Source organism: Pseudomonas simiae (assembly GCF_900111895.1).
GTDB classification, from domain to species: domain Bacteria; phylum Pseudomonadota; class Gammaproteobacteria; order Pseudomonadales; family Pseudomonadaceae; genus Aquipseudomonas; species Aquipseudomonas simiae.
Map to the genome: position 1 here is coordinate 1 of NZ_FOKB01000003.1, position 15,194 is coordinate 15,194.

Below are 15,194 nucleotides of genomic sequence, written 5' to 3' on the forward strand. Positions count from 1 at the left end.
AAAGAGCGGTTGGTTAAGATCTTTCGTCTCAACCGAGGCGCGCATTCTACAGCAGCCTCATTTGCTGTCAAGTGATTATTTTCAGAAGTTTTCGAAGAATTCTTCAACAACTTCAACCACTTGCGCCTTCGATCTCTCGTTAGCGGGAGGCGAATTCTACAGCGTTACACGCTGCTGTCAACACCTCTTTTTCAACTCCCTTTTGGCTTCGATGAACTGAAGCAACCTGCTGCCGAAACCTACATAACTCATTGTTTACCAAGGAGTTTTCCGTTTCGACTGCGCCGGAAGTGGGGCGAATTATAGACAGATACAATTCGCCGTCAACACCTAATTCCAGTTTTATTCGGATTTGAGCGTAATACGCGCAAATGCCTTCTTACCAGCCTGGCAAACATGGGTGGCACCCAGCTCGTATATAAAGGTGCGATCCACGACCTCACCATCAATACGCACACCACCGGAACCCAGAAGATCACGCGCAACCGCCGAATTCTTGACCAGACCCGCTTTATTAAGGACAGCAGCAATCGGCATCGCCTCAGCTGCAGACAGCTCAATCTCCGGCAGATCATCCGGCAGCTCGCCATCCTTCATGCGATTGCCCGCTGCACGGTGAGCACTGGCCGCAGCCTCTTCACCATGGAAGCGCGCAACAATCTCTTCGGCCAGCTTGATCTTCACATCTCGCGGATTCGCGCCTGCTTCAACATCAGCACGCAGCGCATTGATTTCATCCATCGAGCGGAAACTCAGCAACTCGAAGTAACGCCACATCAGCGCATCAGGAATCGAAACCAGCTTGCCGTACATCACGCCCGGCGCTTCTTGGATACCGACATAGTTGCCTAGAGACTTGGACATCTTCTTGACGCCATCCAAGCCCTCCAGCAAAGGCATGGTCAGAATGCACTGGGCCTCTTGCCCGTATGCGCGCTGCAACTCACGCCCCATCAACAGGTTGAACTTCTGGTCGGTACCGCCCAGCTCAACATCCGCGCGCAAGGCTACCGAGTCGTACCCCTGAACCAGCGGGTAGAGGAACTCATGAATGGCGATCGGCTGATTGGTGGAGTAGCGCTTGTCGAAGTCATCACGCTCAAGCATGCGCGCAACGGTGTACTGGGAAGTCAGGCGGATGAAATCCGCCGGCCCCATCTGATCCATCCAGGTGGAGTTGAATGCCACTTCGGTCTTGGCCGGATCGAGAATCTTGAACACCTGAGTCTTGTAGGTCTCGGCATTATCGAGAACCTGCTCACGCGTCAGTGGCGGGCGCGTGGCGCTCTTGCCGCTCGGATCACCGATCATCCCGGTGAAGTCACCTATAAGGAAGATGACCTGATGCCCCAATTCCTGGAACTGGCGCAGCTTATTAATAAGCACGGTATGACCCAGGTGCAGATCCGGCGCAGTCGGATCAAAGCCAGCCTTAATACGCAGGGGCTGACCACGCTTGAGCTTTTCGATCAGCTCAGCTTCGACCAACAGTTCTTCCGCACCACGTTTTATCAGCGCTAGCTGCTCTTCAACCGACTTCATAACAGACCCGCAAGGCTCAGATTCAAAAGGGAACCAACCATACAAGATCAGGGACTAATTACAAGTTTTGCCCTGCGAACGGACACCGTTCAGCAAGCCCAGCGTTCGCGAGCTTGCGCCACAGATGATTTGGTTATATTTTATACAGTTATTTCATCTTCATCATGTCATTCATCTTTTCCATTTCATCTTCAAAGTCAAAATTACCTATGACCACTGAACCGTCTAAAGCGCCGCCGCTTTACCCGAAGACCCACCTGCTCGCCGCAAGTGGTATCGCCGCCCTTCTCAGCCTGGCACTCCTGGTATTCCCTTCCAGTGACGTAGAAGCCAAACGAACATCCCTGAGCCTTGACCTGGAAAGTCCAGTTGAACAACTGACACAAGATCAAGACGCTTCCGACGCGCAACAAGCCACAAATGCACCCACCGAATCACCGTTCGCGCAGATAGAAAGCGGCCCTGAAGATACCCAGCAAGCCGCCCAAGAGCCGCCCGCGCCGGCCGCCGAAGCCGCCAAAAATCCACAACACCGAGAAGTGGTCGTGGCCAGGGGCGACACATTGTCGACCCTGTTCGAGAAAGTCGGTCTCCCTGCAGCCACCGTCAATGAAGTGCTGGCCAGCGACAAGCAGGCCAAGCAATTCACCCAGCTCAAACACGGCCAGAAACTTGAGTTCGAACTGACGCCCGACGGCCAGTTGCACAACCTGCACAGCAATGTCAGCGATCTCGAGAGCATCACCCTGACCAAAGGCGCCAAGGGTTTTGCCTTCAACCGCATCACCACCAAACCCGTGATGCGCTCCGCCTATGTCCACGGCGTCATCAATAGCTCTCTGTCGCAGTCGGCTGCCCGCGCCGGCCTGTCCCACAGCTTGACCATGGACATGGCCAGCGTGTTTGGCTATGACATCGACTTCGCCCAGGACATCCGCCAAGGCGACGAATTCGACGTGATCTACGAGCAGAAAGTCGCCAACGGCAAGGTCGTCGGCACCGGCAACATTCTCTCTGCGCGCTTTACCAACCGCGGCAAGACCTACACCGCCGTGCGTTACACCAACAAACAAGGCAACAGCAGCTACTACACCGCCGATGGCAATAGCATGCGCAAGGCCTTCATCCGCACCCCGGTGGACTTCGCTCGTATTAGCTCGCGTTTCTCCATGGGTCGCAAGCATCCAATTCTGAACAAAATCCGCGCCCACAAAGGCGTGGACTATGCGGCTCCGCGTGGCACACCGATCAAAGCGGCAGGTGACGGCAAAGTCTTACTGGCCGGGCGTCGTGGTGGCTACGGCAACACCGTGATCATCCAGCACGGCAACACCTACCGTACGCTATACGGCCACATGCAAGGCTTCGCCAAGGGCGTGAAAACCGGCGGCACTGTGAAGCAAGGCCAGGTGATCGGCTATATCGGCACTACCGGCCTGTCCACTGGCCCGCATTTGCACTATGAGTTCCAGGTCAATGGCGTGCACGTTGACCCGCTGGGTCAAAAGCTGCCAATGGCCGACCCGATCGCCAAGGCTGAACGCGCCCGCTTCATGCAACAGAGCCAGCCATTGATGGCACGCATGGATCAGGAACGCTCCACCTTGCTGGCTTCGGCGAAGCGTTAAGGCATGCCTCTTTATGTAGGTGTGATGTCCGGGACCAGCCTCGATGGCCTGGACATCGCCGTGATCGAGCAAGGCCCGGCGATCAAGTTGATCGCCTCGCACTACATCCCCATGCCAGATACCTTACGTGCCGAACTGCTTGCCTTGTGCGCCAGCGGGCCGGATGAAATCGCCCGCTCCGCCATGGCCCAGCAGAACTGGGTGAAGCTGGCCGCACACGGTATTCACGCGCTGCTCGATCAGCAAAACCTCAAGCCCCAGGACATTCGTGCGATCGGCAGCCATGGCCAGACCATCCGCCATGAGCCCGCCCGAGGCTTTACCGTGCAAATCGGTAACCCGGCCTTGCTCACCGAGCTGACAAATATCACCGTGGTCAGCGATTTCCGCAGCCGTGATGTGGCCGCCGGTGGCCAGGGCGCGCCGCTGGTGCCCGCCTTCCACGAAGCGCTGTTTGGCGAGCACACCGGTAACCGTGCGGTATTGAATGTAGGAGGTTTCAGTAACCTCAGCCTGATTGAAACCGGCAAGCCTGTAGCCGGCTTCGATTGCGGCCCGGGCAACGTCCTATTGGATGCATGGATTCATCAACTACACGGCGAACGTTTTGATCGCGATGGTCAGTGGGCCGCCAGCGGAAAGGTCGAGCCCCAGTTGCTCAACGCCCTGCTCAGCGACCCCTTCTTCGTGACCAAAGGCCCCAAGAGCACTGGGCGCGAAGTGTTCAACCTGGAATGGCTGCACCAACACCTTGGCCTCTTGCCTGCATTTGAGCCCCAGAATGTGCAGGCAACGCTGCTTGAGCTGACCGCCCTGACGATCGTTGAGTCCTTACAGTCAGCCCAACCCCATACAGAAACATTGCTGGTCTGCGGCGGCGGCGCTCACAATTCCACGCTCATGAGTCGTCTGGCCGCTCTGCTACCGTCAACCCACGTCAGCAGCACCGCCACCTACGGCGTGCACCCCGACTGGGTCGAAGCCATGGCCTTCGCCTGGCTGGCCCACTGCTGCCTTGAGGGCATTGCCGCCAACCGGCCGAGCGTCACCGGCGCACGTGGGCTTCGGGTACTGGGCGCCATCTACCCCGCCTGATTCGCCCCGCAATCAGCAGACAGCAAAACGCCGCTTGGCCTATCACAGCCAAGCGGCGTTTTTGTATGCTCTGCAGATCAGATCGAGAACGAAGACCCGCAACCACAGGTAGTGGTGGCATTAGGGTTCTTGATCACGAAACGCGACCCTTCCAAACCTTCCTGGTAATCCACCTCGGCACCTGCCAGGTATTGGAAGCTCATCGGGTCCACGACCAGGCTCACGCCTTCGCGCTCAACGATGGTGTCATCATCGGCCACATCTTCATCGAAGGTAAAACCGTACTGAAACCCTGAACAACCGCCGCCCGTAACGAATACGCGCAGCTTCAAGCGATCATTACCCTCTTCATCGACCAGGCTCTTCACCTTGTGCGCAGCACCGTGGGTGAATTGCAAAGCCGTGGGGGTGAAGGATTCAACGCTCATGCTGATAATCTCCCGGCGTAACGCCGCCATATGCGTAATGGCCGGTATTATCCGCTTCTCCTAGAAAAGCGGTCAACTATTGTTACGGTATATCAATCTCCATAGCAGCCATTAAAAACACAAAAGGCCCGTTCAACGGGCCTTTTGCGCAACCACCTGAGCGTCTTAAGGCAGCATGCCCGCGTGGGACAAGCCCAGCTTCTCATCCAGGCCAAACAGGATGTTCATGTTCTGTACCGCCTGGCCCGACGCGCCCTTGACCAGGTTATCGATCACCGACAACACCACGACGAGGTCGCCATCCTGAGGGCGGTGCACGGCAATCCGGCACACATTGGCGCCGCGCACGCTGCGGGTTTCTGGATGGCTGCCGGCTGGCATCACGTCGACGAACGGTTCGTTGGCATAACGCTTTTCGAACAGCGCCTGCAGGTCAACCGAACGGTCAGCCACAGTGGCGTAGAGCGTGGAATGAATGCCGCGGATCATCGGGGTCAGGTGTGGTACGAAGGTCAGGCCCACGTCTTTACCGGCTGCACGACGCAGGCCCTGGCGGATTTCCGGCAAGTGACGATGCCCTTTTACCGCGTAGGCCTTCATGCTTTCCGATGTCTCGGAGTACAGCGAACCCACCGCCGCACCACGACCGGCGCCACTCACACCCGACTTGCAGTCTGCGATCAGGCGCGACGCATCAGCCAACCCGGCTTCCAGCAATGGCAGGAAACCCAGTTGTGTTGCCGTTGGATAGCAACCTGGCACCGCGATCAGGCGCGCTTGCTTGATCTGCTCACGATTGACTTCCGGCAGGCCGTACACCGCCTCCTCCAGCAACTCTGGCGCACCGTGCGGCTGGCCGTACCACTTGGCCCACTCATCGGCGTCTTGCAGACGGAAGTCCGCGGACAAGTCGATCACCTTGGTGCCAGCGGCCAGCAGCTCACCAGCCAATGCGTGGGCAACACCGTGAGGCGTGGCGAAGAACACCACATCGCACGCGCCCAGGGTCTTGATGTCCGGAACGCTGAACGCCAGGCCGTCATAGTGGCCTCGCAGGTTCGGGTACATATCGGCCACGGCCAGCCTGGCCTCGGATCGGGAAGTGATGACCACCACCTCAGCTTGCGGATGCTGTGCCAACAGACGCAGCAATTCGACACCGGTGTAACCCGTGCCGCCGACGATACCGACCTTGACCATAAACCTGCCCTCAACGAACCCACTGGAAAGCCGTCGATAATAGGGGCCGTATCGTCCTGCGACAACCGTCAACGTGACGTACGGGCGCATGAGCCACTACTATCTTCAGTTACCGTGAACCTGGGAATAACTAGAAATGCTCTATCTATGGATCAAAGCCTTCCACATCGTCAGCATCGTCTGCTGGTTTGCCGGGCTGTTCTACCTGCCACGCCTGTTCGTCTACCACGCCCAAAGCGAGGATACCGTCAGCAAGGAGCGTTTCAGCGTCATGGAGCGCAAGTTGTACCGCGGCATCATGGGGCCGGCGATGGTTGCCACGCTGATTTTCGGCGGCTGGCTGATCTACCTGAACCCAAGCATCTTTCATGCGGGCGCCTGGATTCACGCCAAACTGACCCTCGTCGTACTGCTCATCGGTTACCACCATATGTGCGGCGCGCAGGTAAAACGCTTCGCCCGTGGCGAAAACACCCGCAGCCATGTCTTTTATCGCTGGTTCAACGAAGTACCCGTTCTGATATTGCTGGCTATCGTAATTTTGGTCGTGGTCAAACCGTTCTAACTTCAATTACTCGGGGTACCTCCAATGTCACTGCCCGCTCTGCTTGAACAACGTCTGCGCCTGCCCGTCGTGGCTGCACCGATGTTCCTGATTTCCAACCCGCAACTGGTCCTGGCGTGCTGCCGCAATGGGGTCGTCGGAAGCTTCCCGGCGCTCAACCAACGCGAAAGCAGCGGGTTCAAGGCTTGGCTGGAGGAAATCGAAGCGGGCCTGGCGCAGTTGGACAACCCCGCGCCTTACGCCGTCAATCTGATCGTGCACAACAGCAACCCGCGGCTGGAGGCGGACCTGGCGATTTGCGTCGAACACAAAGTGCCGATCGTCATTACCAGCCTGGGCGCTGTGAAGGAATTGGTAGACGCCGTACACAGCTACGGCGGCCTGGTGTTCCATGACGTCACCACCCGACGTCATGCCGAGAAGGCTGCCGAAGCCGGCGTGGATGGCTTGATCGCCGTGGCGGCCGGCGCTGGCGGCCACGCCGGCACCTGGAGCCCGTTCTCGCTGATTGCCGAAATCCGCCAGTTCTTCGACAAAACCCTGCTGCTGGCCGGCTGCCTCAACCACGGGCACGAGATTCTCGCCGCCCAGTTGCTGGGGGCCGACCTGGCCTATTTCGGCACACGCTTTATTGCCACCACCGAAAGCCATGCCCCGGATGCGTATAAAGAGATGCTGCTCACATCGCGCGCCGCCGACATCGTGCACACTCCCGCTGTCTCCGGCGTGCCCGCCAGTTTTATGCGCCAGAGCCTGGAAAACGCCGGTTTCGACCTGGCCGCCCTGCAAGGCAAAGGCGAAGTGAACTTCGGTTCCAAGCTCAAGCCGTTGAGCGACGAGGCCAAGGCGTGGAAAACTGTATGGTCGGCCGGCCAAGGTGTCGGTGAAATTGATGATTTGCCCAGCGTCGATGAACTGGTTGCCCGTCTGGATGCCGAATATCGCAAAGCCCGCGAACAGGCAGCTCAGTTGCGCTGGCCGCACTGACCCCACCGCAAGGCCTGCCACTTGAGCCGGCCTGCACTACCTCCCTGAATCAAGTGACAAGGAAGCCCGCATGAGCGACAACCGTTTCAAGATTGTGTTTGATGGAGCCTTGCTCCCGGGTGTCGAAAGCACCACGGCCAAGCTGAACCTGGCCGAGCTGTTCAAGAGCGACGTCGAAGCCATCGAGAAGCTCTTCACCGGTCGCCCGGTCGCGCTCAAGCGTGACCTGTCGCGCCCGGATGCAGAAACCTACCTCACCGCACTGAAAAACGCCGGGGTCGATGCACGCATCGAAGCTGAACAGCCTGTCGCCTTCAGCCTCGCCGAGACGCACGAAACGGATTCCGGCAGCTTCTCGCGCACTGCGGCCTCACCTTACGCACCACCGCGCTCCGCTGTGGGTGATGACCTGCCGGAATACGCCACCCTCAAGGTGTTCACCATCCACGGGCGCATCGGGCGCTTGCGGTACCTCGCCTGGACCCTGGTGTTGACTCTGGCGCTGTTGGTGGCGGGTGGCATCATCAGCACCGTTAGCTTTGCCGTAGCGACCGCTTCGCCAACCGCGGGCACTATCCTCGGCGTATTGCTGGGCCTCGCGTTGTTTGTCGCGCTGGTCTGGGTCAGTGTACAAATCGGTGTGCAGCGCCTGCACGACCTGGGTTGGTCGGGCTGGTTGTACTTTCTCAACCTGGTGCCGCTGGTGAACAGCGTCTTCCCGATCCTGCTGCTGGTATTGCCGGGTAATGCAGGCGCCAACCAGTACGGTGCGCCACCACCACGCAACTCCACGGCGGTAAAAGTCCTGGCCACCCTGTGGCTGGCGTTTATCCCGGTCATGCTTGCCATCGTGGTGACCTTGGGTATGAACGGTTACCTGAACCAGCTCGAAGCCAACATGGACAGCGGCTACGAAAGCAGCTCCATCACCTCCGATGAAGATGCCGACCAAGCCGCGACCGTCGAAGAAGACGAAGCGCAGAGTGCTGACGAAGCGGACGAACCTGTAGACTCTCCAGAACAGTGAAGAAACGCCCCCGGCCTGTGATGCCTTTGTCACAGGCGCGGTGGCGTTGCGATGGAGAAAGGCATGACCCGTTACGCTCTGATCACCGGCGCCTCCAGCGGCATCGGCCTGGCCTTGGCCGAAGCGCTGGCCCGTCGCGGCCGCAGCTTGATTCTGGTGGCCCGCCAGCGTGACCAGTTGGAAAACATTGCAATCGAATTGACCCAACGCTTTGGCGTCGAGGTGCTGTTCCGGGCCTGCGATCTGGGCGAGCCGCTGCGCTTGTCCGGGTTCCTGCTGGAGCTTGAAGAAGGCGAACGGCAGATCGACCTGCTGGTGAACTGCGCCGGCATCGGCACCAGCGGGCCATTCCTGGCCCAGGACTGGATGACCGAACAAGACCTCATGGAGGTCAACATCCTCGCCCTGACCCGCATGTGCCACGCCCTTGGCAACACCATGGCGCTGCACGGCGGCGGCCAGATTCTCAATGTGGCCTCCGTCGCGGCATTCCAGCCTGGCCCGTGGATGAGCACCTATTACGCCAGCAAGGCCTATGTGCTGCACTTCTCCGAAGGCCTGCGCGAAGAACTGAAAACCTGCGGCATCAAGGTCTCGGTGCTCTGCCCCGGCCCGACACGTACCGCATTCTTCGGCACGGCACAAATGGACACCGCCAAACTCGACCGCAGCCAACAACTGATGAGCCCCGAAGAGGTGGCGCTCTATACCGTGCGCGCCCTGGAAAAGAACAAGGCCATCATCATTCCCGGCCGACGTAACCGCTGGCTCGCCTTCAGCCCGCGTTTCAGCCCACGCTGGCTGACCCGCAAGATCGCCGGCGCCATCAACAAGGCCTATTGCCCGCGCTGACTGGCTGAGTACACTCACCCTGCACATTCATAATGGAGAAACAGCTGTGGATACTCTGTTCACCAAGATCATCAACAGAGAAATACCTGCGGATATCATCTACGAAGATGATCAAGTCCTGGCGTTCAAGGACATCCACCCAGCGGCGCCAGTGCACTTCCTGGTCATTCCCAAGAAACACATCCCCACCCTCAACGACCTGACCGAAGAAGATAAAGCCCTGGCCGGTCATATTCTGTTCACCGCCCAGCGTTTGGCCGTGGAACAGGGGTGTGAAGAGGGTTTCCGGGTGGTCATGAACTGCAACCCGAAAGGTGGGCAGACCGTTTATCACATCCATATGCATGTGCTGGGTCAGCGCCAGATGAACTGGCCACCGGGCTGATCAGCCCTTAGGCACAGGGCGCGGCCCAGGCTGCGACCCCATGCCCTTGACGCAGCGCAAACGCTTCCCCCTCTCTTGCGGTAAACTGGCCGCCGAGATTCTTCCCGGAGGTCAGCATGACTACCCAACGTCACTACTCGCCGATTGACCGTCTGTTGCTGCAAGCCGACATGGCCATGCGCACGCTGCTGCCGTTCAGCGGCCAGCCGTATCGCCCCTCGCCCGCCATCGTGCAGCCCGACGCCCAGATGAGCGAGACCGAGACCCGTCACGTCGCCGGCCTGATGCGCATCAACCATACCGGCGAAGTTTGTGCCCAGGCGCTGTACCAGGGCCAGGCCTTGACCGCCAAGCTGCCCCAGGTACGCGCGGCCATGGAACATGCCGCCGAAGAAGAAATCGATCACCTGGCCTGGTGCGAGCAACGCATTCGCCAATTGGGCAGTCACCCAAGCGTGCTGAACCCGCTGTTTTATGGTTTGTCGTTCGGGATTGGCGCCGCTGCCGGCCTGATCAGCGATAAAGTCAGCCTGGGGTTTGTCGCGGCGACCGAACATCAGGTGTGCAAACACCTGGATGAACATTTGGAGCAACTGCCGGCCGAAGACGAAAAATCCCGGGCCATTCTGGAGCAGATGCGTGTTGATGAAGAGCATCACGCGGAAAGCGCACTGGATGCTGGCGGCTTCCGCTTCCCTGCGCCGGTAAGGTTTGGCATGAGCCTGTTGGCCAAGGTCATGACCAAAAGCACCTACCGTATCTGAAGCGTCACCCCGCAGGAGCGAGCTCGCGGTGGCGAGCTCACTCATGGGGGCTGCGGTCGATCAACCCAACTCGATGATTTCGTAATCGTGGGTGATGGCCACACCGGCCGCGCCGAGCATGATCGACGCCGAGCAGTACTTCTCAGCCGACAACTCAATCGCACGCTTGACCTGGGCTTCTTTAAGCGCCCGCCCCTTCACCACGAAATGCATGTGGATCTTGGTGAATACCTTGGGGTCTTCAGTGGCTCGCTCAGCCTCCAGAAAAGCTTCACAGCTTTCCACTGCCTGGCGGGATTTCTTGAGGATGCTGACCACGTCGAAATTGCTGCAACCGCCCACGCCCAGCAGGAGCATTTCCATCGGGCGTACGCCCAGGTTACGGCCACCCGCTTCCGGCGGACCGTCCATGACCACCACATGGCCACTGCCCGACTCACCGAGGAACATGGCTTCGCCCGCCCATTGGATGCGTGCCTTCATCGCCCAGACTCCACTGCTAAAAAAGGGTCGCCAGCTTAGCACAGGGCCCGCCTGCGTCAGTGTTTCCAACAAAAGCGATCAATAGCAGGGTTTGCGCAGAAAATTGGCTAATCGAGTCAGAATGTGTCTGTTAAGCTGACGCCAAATCGATGGCGTAATGCCACCCTTTATGCAGTGCGTATCAGTGCCGATACCCGATGAATACAACAACTCAAACTATTTAGCGCAGTCTTTTCGGGATACAACCATGGTTGCCCTTACTCCCATACCCAAAATCAAGAATCTCGACAAACTGTTGATGCATTGCCAGCGTCGTCGTCACCCGGCCAAGCACAACATCATCTGCGCCGGCGAACGCTCCGAAACACTGTTCTTCATCATCAAAGGCTCGGTCACCATCCTGATCGAGGATGACGACGGTCGCGAAATGATCATTGCTTACCTGAACACCGGGGATTTCTTTGGGGAGTTGGGGCTGTTCGAACAAGCCGGCAAGGAACAGGAACGCAGCGCCTGGGTGCGCACCAAGGTCGAATGCGAAGTGGCCGAGATCAGCTACGCCAAGTTCCGCGAACTGTCCCAGCACGATCCCGACATTCTCTACGCCCTGAGCGGCCAGATTGCCCAGCGCCTGCGGGACACCACCCGCAAGGTCGGCGACCTCGCGTTCTTTGACGTAACCGGCCGAGTCGCGCGTTGCCTGCTGGACCTGTGCAAGCAGCCCGACGCCATGACGCACCCCGACGGCATGCAGATCAAGGTCACGCGCCAGGAAATCGGGCGCATTGTCGGCTGTTCACGGGAGATGGTCGGTCGCGTGCTCAAGGATCTGGAAGAGCGCAACCTGGTGCATGTCAAAGGCAAGACGATGGTGGTGTTCGGTACCCGTTAAACCGGCAGGAAGCTGGCCAACATTTGACGGTACAAGGTATCCAGCCGGCTGATCGCATCCGGCGCGGGGAAAGCTTCGTGCAAGGCGATATGGCTGTCTGCACGAACCCGCTGGTCGAGACCACACGCTTCATTGAACCGATTGACCGCCGCGATCAACGCCTCGCGATCGTTCTCCAGCAACAAGGCACCGTGCACCAACCCTACCGGGCGGCCACCACTTTGGCGCCAGCGCTGGGCAGTGCCGACCATTTTTCGACCGTTGAGGTTGACGTTGTAACGGCCATCGCAAAACGCCCCATCGATTTCACCAACCGAGGCATCACCGCCCAACTCGATCAGCAAATCGCAGATCGGTTGGCATAAGCGCAGGTAACCGGTTTCGATACGATTCTGGTCACCTTCACTGCGCGGTGGGGCGTAGACCAGGGCGATGTTGACCGTGGCATTTGACTGCGGCACCGGTTCTCCGCCGGTTTCACGCAGCAATACCGGCCAACCGGCGTCAGCCGAGACTTGGCTGGCGGTTTCGAACGCCGGCAGCCGACTCAAACGGCGGGGCATCACCAAGGCTTGATCGTTGGGTTGCCAGAACAGCAGGCCAAACGCCTGATCACCCGCGCAGACGGCTGCCAGCAAGGCTTGCTCGGCGGCCAGCCCAGCTTCAACCGTCATCGACACCGGCTTAGCCATCAAACACCTACCTATCTGAATAGACACAAACCCAGATGTGGGAGCGGGCTTGCTCGCGAATGCGGTCTGTCAGTAAAAAGCGCAATGACTGATACACCGCATTCGCGAGCAAGCCCGCTCTTACATTTAGACTGTATTTTAAATGTTGACCGGGTTTTACGTCAGTCTAGTGTCGAACCGCTGACCGCCACGCCCCGCTCCGGGAAGAACAGGCGCTGCAGTTCAGCCCCTGGGTTCTCGGCCCGCATGAAGGTCTCGCCCACCAGGAACGAATACACCCCACTGATCTCCATCAGCTCCACATCGGCACGGTTGACGATGCCGCTCTCGGTGATCACCAGACGGTCACGCGGAATGCGCGGCAGCAGGTCGAGGGTGTTTTCCAGGCTGACCTCGAAGGTGTGCAGGTTACGGTTGTTGACCCCCACCAGCGGTGTGTCGAGGGTTTTCAGTGCGCGTTCCAGCTCATCGCCGTCGTGCACTTCCACCAGCACGTCCAGACCGACGCTTTTGGCCACGGCTGCCAGCTCGGCCATCTTCACGTCATCCAGCGCGGAAACGATCAACAGCACACAGTCGGCGCCCAGGGCACGGGCTTCGACGATCTGATACGGATCGACCATGAAATCCTTGCGGATCACCGGCAACTTGCACGCGGCGCGGGCTTGCTGCAGGAACAGGTCGGAACCCTGGAAATAGTCGATATCGGTCAGCACGGACAGGCACGTGGCCCCGCCCTTCTCATAACTGACGGCGATTTCCGACGGCACGAAGTTCTCGCGGATCACACCCTTGCTAGGCGAGGCCTTCTTGATTTCCGCAATGACGGCAGGCTGCTTTTCCTTGGCCTGCTTGATCAGCGCATTGGCAAAGCCACGCGGTGCATCGGCGGTTTTCGCCTGGGCTTCCAGCTCAGCGAGACTGACGCGGGCACGGCGCTCAGCCACTTCTTCAGCCTTGCGAGCCAGGATCTTTTCCAGAACGGTCGGCACACTCATCCTTCATTCTCCATCTTGAACACCGCAGTAAAGGCACCCAGTTCTTCAAGCTTCTCGCGCGCGAGCCCGGTGTGCAACGCATCATGAGCAAGGGCTACGCCCTCTTTAAGACTGTAGGCGTGATCGGCGGCGTACAGCGCCGCACCGGCATTCAGAACAATCATTTCTGCCGCTTTTTGACCATTCTCGGTCTTGCGACGCCCCAAGGCATCGCGAATCAGTTCCAGGGACGCCGCCGGGCTTTCCACCGCCAGGCCGTGCAGGCTCTGGCTCTTCATGCCCAAATCTTCCGGCTCGACCCAATATTCGGTGACCTGGTCGTTCTTCAGTTCCGCCACGAAAGTCGGAGCCGCCAGGCTGAATTCGTCCAAGCCGTCCTTGGAATGCACCACCAGCACATGCTTGCTGCCCAGACGCTGCAGCACTTCGGCTAATGGCCGGCACAGTGCCTGGCTGAATACGCCCACCACCTGGTGTTTCACACCGGCCGGATTCGTAAGCGGGCCGAGCATGTTGAACAGGGTGCGCAGGCCGAGGTCCTTGCGCGGACCCGCGGCGTGCTTCATCGCGCCATGGTGGGATTGGGCAAACATGAAGCCGATGCCGACGCTGTCGATGCAGCGCGCCACTTGTACCGGGGTCAGGTTCAGGTAGATCCCGGCCGCTTCCAGCAAATCGGCGCTGCCGCTCTTGCCGGACACCGCACGGTTACCGTGCTTGGCCACGGTGCAACCTGCAGCCGCGACCACAAACGAAGAAGCCGTCGACACGTTGAAGATGTTCGCACCGTCACCGCCGGTGCCGACCACATCCACCACGCCATCGAGGGTCTTGAGCTCGACCTTGTCCGCCAGCTCGCGCATCACCGATACGGCGCCGACGATCTCGTCAATGCTTTCGCTCTTCATGCGCATGGCCATCATGAACGCGCCGATCTGCGCGTCCGTGCATTGGCCGGTCATGATTTCGCGCATCACATCGCTCATTTCAGCGGTGCTCAGGTCCAGGTGGCCGACGATACGGCTCAGGGCAGTCTTGATATCCATGGAAAGTCCTTAGCGCGTGCCGCCGCTCTGCTTGAGAAAGTTGGCGAACAGCTCGTAGCCCTGCTCGGTCAGGATCGACTCGGGGTGAAATTGCACCCCTTCGATATTCAGTGTCTTGTGGCGCAGGCCCATGATCTCGTCGACCGAGCCGTCTTCCAGTTGGGTCCAGGCGGTCAGCTCCAGGCATTCCGGCAGGGTTTCGCGCTTGACCACCAGCGAGTGGTAGCGGGTCACCGTCACCGGAAGGTTGAGGCCATGAAACACGCCTACATCTTTATGGAACACCGGGCTGGTCTTGCCGTGCATCACCTGGCGCGCGCGCACTACGTCGCCGCCAAAAGCCTGGCCAATGGATTGGTGGCCCAGGCACACGCCCAGGATCGGCAGCTTGCCGGCGAAATACTGGATCGCTTCCAGGGAAATACCCGCCTCGGTCGGCGTGCACGGGCCTGGCGAAACCACGATGCGCTCCGGGTTCAGGGCTGCGATCTCGGCCACGGTCAGTTCGTCGTTGCGCACCACCTTGACCTCGGCACCCAACTCGCCCAGGTACTGCACAACGTTGTAGGTAAAGGAATCGTAGTTATCAATCATCAGCAACATGGGGGAA

17 protein-coding genes are annotated in these 15,194 nt (G+C 59.2%); 9 read left to right on the forward strand and 8 right to left on the reverse strand.

Features of this window, described 5'->3' with window-relative positions; genetic code table 11:
• Positions 1–342: 342 nt before the first annotated feature.
• Positions 343–1,542: a tyrosine--tRNA ligase gene (tyrS, locus tag BMZ57_RS10005; RefSeq protein WP_010206932.1), complete on the reverse strand. Its 1,200-nt coding sequence runs from the start codon at positions 1,540–1,542 to the stop codon at positions 343–345.
• Between the two features lie 209 nt (positions 1,543–1,751).
• On the opposite strand from tyrS, the gene BMZ57_RS10010 reads away from it, so the two are divergent.
• Together BMZ57_RS10010 and BMZ57_RS10015 are read left to right on the forward strand one after the other, a co-directional pair.
• Complete coding sequence (locus BMZ57_RS10010; protein ID WP_010206933.1) at positions 1,752–3,170, forward strand: peptidoglycan DD-metalloendopeptidase family protein; 1,419 nt, start codon at positions 1,752–1,754, stop codon at positions 3,168–3,170.
• 3 nt (positions 3,171–3,173) lie between these two features.
• Complete coding sequence (locus BMZ57_RS10015) at positions 3,174–4,265, forward strand: anhydro-N-acetylmuramic acid kinase (protein WP_069672890.1); 1,092 nt, start codon at positions 3,174–3,176, stop codon at positions 4,263–4,265.
• Positions 4,266–4,342: 77 nt separating this feature from the next.
• Here BMZ57_RS10015 and erpA read toward each other — a convergent pair whose 3' ends face one another.
• Complete coding sequence (gene erpA / locus BMZ57_RS10020) at positions 4,343–4,693, reverse strand: iron-sulfur cluster insertion protein ErpA (RefSeq protein WP_003176443.1); 351 nt, start codon at positions 4,691–4,693, stop codon at positions 4,343–4,345.
• Between the two features lie 165 nt (positions 4,694–4,858).
• Positions 4,859–5,893: an N-acetyl-gamma-glutamyl-phosphate reductase gene (gene argC, locus BMZ57_RS10025; RefSeq protein WP_021491383.1), complete on the reverse strand. Its 1,035-nt coding sequence runs from the start codon at positions 5,891–5,893 to the stop codon at positions 4,859–4,861.
• A gap of 136 nt (positions 5,894–6,029) precedes the next feature.
• On the opposite strand from argC, the gene hemJ reads away from it, so the two are divergent.
• From hemJ to coq7, 6 genes are all read left to right on the forward strand, one after another.
• The gene (gene hemJ, locus BMZ57_RS10030; RefSeq protein WP_010206936.1) at positions 6,030–6,458 is read left to right on the forward strand and encodes a protoporphyrinogen oxidase HemJ; all 429 of its coding nucleotides are present in this window, start codon (positions 6,030–6,032) and stop codon (positions 6,456–6,458) included.
• Between the two features lie 24 nt (positions 6,459–6,482).
• Complete coding sequence (locus BMZ57_RS10035; protein ID WP_021491382.1) at positions 6,483–7,445, forward strand: NAD(P)H-dependent flavin oxidoreductase; 963 nt, start codon at positions 6,483–6,485, stop codon at positions 7,443–7,445.
• A gap of 70 nt (positions 7,446–7,515) precedes the next feature.
• The gene (locus tag BMZ57_RS10040; protein ID WP_021491381.1) at positions 7,516–8,472 is read left to right on the forward strand and encodes a DUF805 domain-containing protein; all 957 of its coding nucleotides are present in this window, start codon (positions 7,516–7,518) and stop codon (positions 8,470–8,472) included.
• Positions 8,473–8,535: 63 nt separating this feature from the next.
• Positions 8,536–9,324, forward strand: a complete 789-nt coding sequence (locus BMZ57_RS10045; RefSeq protein WP_010206939.1) for an SDR family NAD(P)-dependent oxidoreductase — start codon at positions 8,536–8,538, stop codon at positions 9,322–9,324.
• A gap of 46 nt (positions 9,325–9,370) precedes the next feature.
• Positions 9,371–9,709: a histidine triad nucleotide-binding protein gene (locus BMZ57_RS10050; protein WP_010206940.1), complete on the forward strand. Its 339-nt coding sequence runs from the start codon at positions 9,371–9,373 to the stop codon at positions 9,707–9,709.
• A gap of 116 nt (positions 9,710–9,825) precedes the next feature.
• Positions 9,826–10,473, forward strand: a complete 648-nt coding sequence (coq7, locus tag BMZ57_RS10055; RefSeq protein WP_021491380.1) for a 2-polyprenyl-3-methyl-6-methoxy-1,4-benzoquinone monooxygenase — start codon at positions 9,826–9,828, stop codon at positions 10,471–10,473.
• A 60-nt stretch (positions 10,474–10,533) separates the two neighbouring features.
• Here the strand turns inward: coq7 and BMZ57_RS10060 are convergent, their stop codons facing one another.
• The gene (locus BMZ57_RS10060; protein ID WP_005792019.1) at positions 10,534–10,956 is read right to left on the reverse strand and encodes an OsmC family protein; all 423 of its coding nucleotides are present in this window, start codon (positions 10,954–10,956) and stop codon (positions 10,534–10,536) included.
• Between the two features lie 247 nt (positions 10,957–11,203).
• Between BMZ57_RS10060 and crp the strand changes: the two genes are divergently transcribed.
• Positions 11,204–11,848, forward strand: a complete 645-nt coding sequence (gene crp, locus BMZ57_RS10065; protein WP_010206944.1) for a cAMP-activated global transcriptional regulator CRP — start codon at positions 11,204–11,206, stop codon at positions 11,846–11,848.
• Here crp and BMZ57_RS10070 read toward each other — a convergent pair.
• The 4 genes from BMZ57_RS10070 to BMZ57_RS10085 all read right to left on the reverse strand — a co-directional run bounded on the left by BMZ57_RS10070 (position 11,845) and on the right by BMZ57_RS10085 (position 15,187).
• A complete protein-coding gene (locus BMZ57_RS10070; protein ID WP_010206946.1) occupies positions 11,845–12,540 on the reverse strand; it encodes a lipoate--protein ligase family protein in 696 nt (231 codons plus the stop codon). The genes crp and BMZ57_RS10070 overlap by 4 nt on opposite strands.
• A 161-nt stretch (positions 12,541–12,701) precedes the next feature.
• Positions 12,702–13,538 carry an indole-3-glycerol phosphate synthase TrpC gene (gene trpC / locus BMZ57_RS10075; RefSeq protein ID WP_010206947.1) on the reverse strand — a complete coding sequence of 279 codons (837 nt, stop codon included), beginning with the start codon at positions 13,536–13,538 and terminating at the stop codon, positions 12,702–12,704.
• Positions 13,535–14,584, reverse strand: a complete 1,050-nt coding sequence (trpD, locus tag BMZ57_RS10080) for an anthranilate phosphoribosyltransferase (protein ID WP_010206948.1) — start codon at positions 14,582–14,584, stop codon at positions 13,535–13,537. The genes trpC and trpD overlap by 4 nt, the downstream gene beginning before the upstream one ends.
• A gap of 9 nt (positions 14,585–14,593) precedes the next feature.
• Complete coding sequence (locus BMZ57_RS10085; protein ID WP_010206949.1) at positions 14,594–15,187, reverse strand: aminodeoxychorismate/anthranilate synthase component II; 594 nt, start codon at positions 15,185–15,187, stop codon at positions 14,594–14,596.
• Positions 15,188–15,194 lie beyond the last annotated feature (7 nt).

Bases quoted from the DNA above. Each gene is read 5' to 3' on its own strand.
- BMZ57_RS10070 (WP_010206946.1), bottom strand. From the start codon at position 12,540: ATGGCTAAGCCGGTGTCGATGACGGTTGAAGCTGGGCTGGCCGCCGAG.
- crp (WP_010206944.1), top strand. From the start codon at position 11,204: ATGGTTGCCCTTACTCCCATACCCAAAATCAAGAATCTCGACAAACTG.
- BMZ57_RS10045 (WP_010206939.1), top strand. From the start codon at position 8,536: ATGACCCGTTACGCTCTGATCACCGGCGCCTCCAGCGGCATCGGCCTG.
- argC (WP_021491383.1), bottom strand. From the start codon at position 5,893: ATGGTCAAGGTCGGTATCGTCGGCGGCACGGGTTACACCGGTGTCGAA.
- erpA (WP_003176443.1), bottom strand. From the start codon at position 4,693: ATGAGCGTTGAATCCTTCACCCCCACGGCTTTGCAATTCACCCACGGT.
- BMZ57_RS10015 (WP_069672890.1), top strand. From the start codon at position 3,174: ATGCCTCTTTATGTAGGTGTGATGTCCGGGACCAGCCTCGATGGCCTG.
- coq7 (WP_021491380.1), top strand. From the start codon at position 9,826: ATGACTACCCAACGTCACTACTCGCCGATTGACCGTCTGTTGCTGCAA.
- hemJ (WP_010206936.1), top strand. From the start codon at position 6,030: ATGCTCTATCTATGGATCAAAGCCTTCCACATCGTCAGCATCGTCTGC.
- BMZ57_RS10035 (WP_021491382.1), top strand. From the start codon at position 6,483: ATGTCACTGCCCGCTCTGCTTGAACAACGTCTGCGCCTGCCCGTCGTG.
- BMZ57_RS10060 (WP_005792019.1), bottom strand. From the start codon at position 10,956: ATGAAGGCACGCATCCAATGGGCGGGCGAAGCCATGTTCCTCGGTGAG.
- trpC (WP_010206947.1), bottom strand. From the start codon at position 13,538: ATGAGTGTGCCGACCGTTCTGGAAAAGATCCTGGCTCGCAAGGCTGAA.
- BMZ57_RS10085 (WP_010206949.1), bottom strand. From the start codon at position 15,187: ATGTTGCTGATGATTGATAACTACGATTCCTTTACCTACAACGTTGTG.
- BMZ57_RS10040 (WP_021491381.1), top strand. From the start codon at position 7,516: ATGAGCGACAACCGTTTCAAGATTGTGTTTGATGGAGCCTTGCTCCCG.
- BMZ57_RS10010 (WP_010206933.1), top strand. From the start codon at position 1,752: ATGACCACTGAACCGTCTAAAGCGCCGCCGCTTTACCCGAAGACCCAC.
- tyrS (WP_010206932.1), bottom strand. From the start codon at position 1,542: ATGAAGTCGGTTGAAGAGCAGCTAGCGCTGATAAAACGTGGTGCGGAA.
- trpD (WP_010206948.1), bottom strand. From the start codon at position 14,584: ATGGATATCAAGACTGCCCTGAGCCGTATCGTCGGCCACCTGGACCTG.